The organism is Streptomyces sp. SID1328 (assembly GCF_009865595.1).
Lineage (GTDB): Bacteria > Actinomycetota > Actinomycetes > Streptomycetales > Streptomycetaceae > Streptomyces > Streptomyces griseoluteus.
Genome location: NZ_WWKH01000225.1, coordinates 1 through 1,024, shown reverse-complemented (window position 1 = coordinate 1,024; position 1,024 = coordinate 1). Strand labels below are relative to the sequence as shown.

At 75.4% G+C, this 1,024-nt stretch carries 1 protein-coding gene; it reads right to left on the bottom strand.

What is annotated here, in order from left to right; genetic code table 11:
• On the bottom strand, positions 1-1,020 hold a 1,020-nt coding region (locus tag GT030_RS06485), incomplete at its 3' end, for an ATP-binding protein (protein ID WP_161200252.1).
• Positions 1,021-1,024 lie beyond the last annotated feature (4 nt).

The following is a 1,024-nucleotide window of genomic DNA, read 5'->3' as shown; positions in this document are numbered from 1 at the left end:
CTCCGGCGCGGGGGCGGCCGGGGCCGTGGGGGCCGGGCTGGTGAGGATCTCCTGCGGTACGAGCATCAGCACACCGGTGCCGCCGCGCGCCGAGGGCCGGAACGACACCTTCAGCCCGTACTTCCGGGCCAGCCTGCCGACCACCGCGAGCCCCAGCCGGGTACCGGTCAGACCGCCCAGCCCGGACACGTCACCGGTCACCGCCTTCTCGGCGCGCCGCAGTTGGACGTCACCCATCACCAGGCCGCTGTCCTCCACGGAGACGATGACCCCGGCCGGGACCTCCTCCACGTAGACATGGACCTCGGCGGTGGGCGGCGAGAAGTTCGTCGCATTGTCCAGGAGTTCGGCGAGCGCGTGCATCACGCCCTCGGCGGCGTGCCCGGCGACGGCGACCTCGCTGACGGAGTGCACCCGCACCCGGCGGTAGCCGCCGATCCGGCCCATGGCGCCGCGCAGGATGGACTCCATCGCGATGGGCCGCGCCCAGCGCCGTCCCGAACGCGCACCGGTCAGCACGGCGATGGAGTCCGCCAGCCGGCCCGCCTGCGCGGTGCGGTGGTCCAGGTGCAGCAGGTCGGCGAGCACCTCCTCGTCGCTGTGCCGCTCCTCCATGGCTCGCAGGTCGGCCAGGGTGGCCGTGGCCAGCGCCTGCATCCGGCCAGCGGTGTTGGAGGTGGCCGACACGGCCGCCGCCCGCTCGCGCCGGGCCTTCTCCAGCTCGCCGGAGAGCCGCAGCACCTCGCGGCGCAGCCGGTCCGCCTCGCGTGCGCCCTCCTTCTCGAGCCGGGTCCGCTCGGCGCTGAACTCGGCACGCTGGGCCGCCAGTTCGTCGATGAGTCGCTGCTGCTCCCGGCGCGTCTCCTCGGTCGCCGAGGTCCGCTGCCGCTCCAGCCGCTCCACGTCGGCCAGCGCGCCCGCAAGCCGCAGCCGGGCCCGGCGGGCGGAAGCGCGGGCATGCGCGGCCACGGTCACCGCGACACAGAGCACGACCGCAGCCGAACCCCCGGCCCACAGCAGCGCG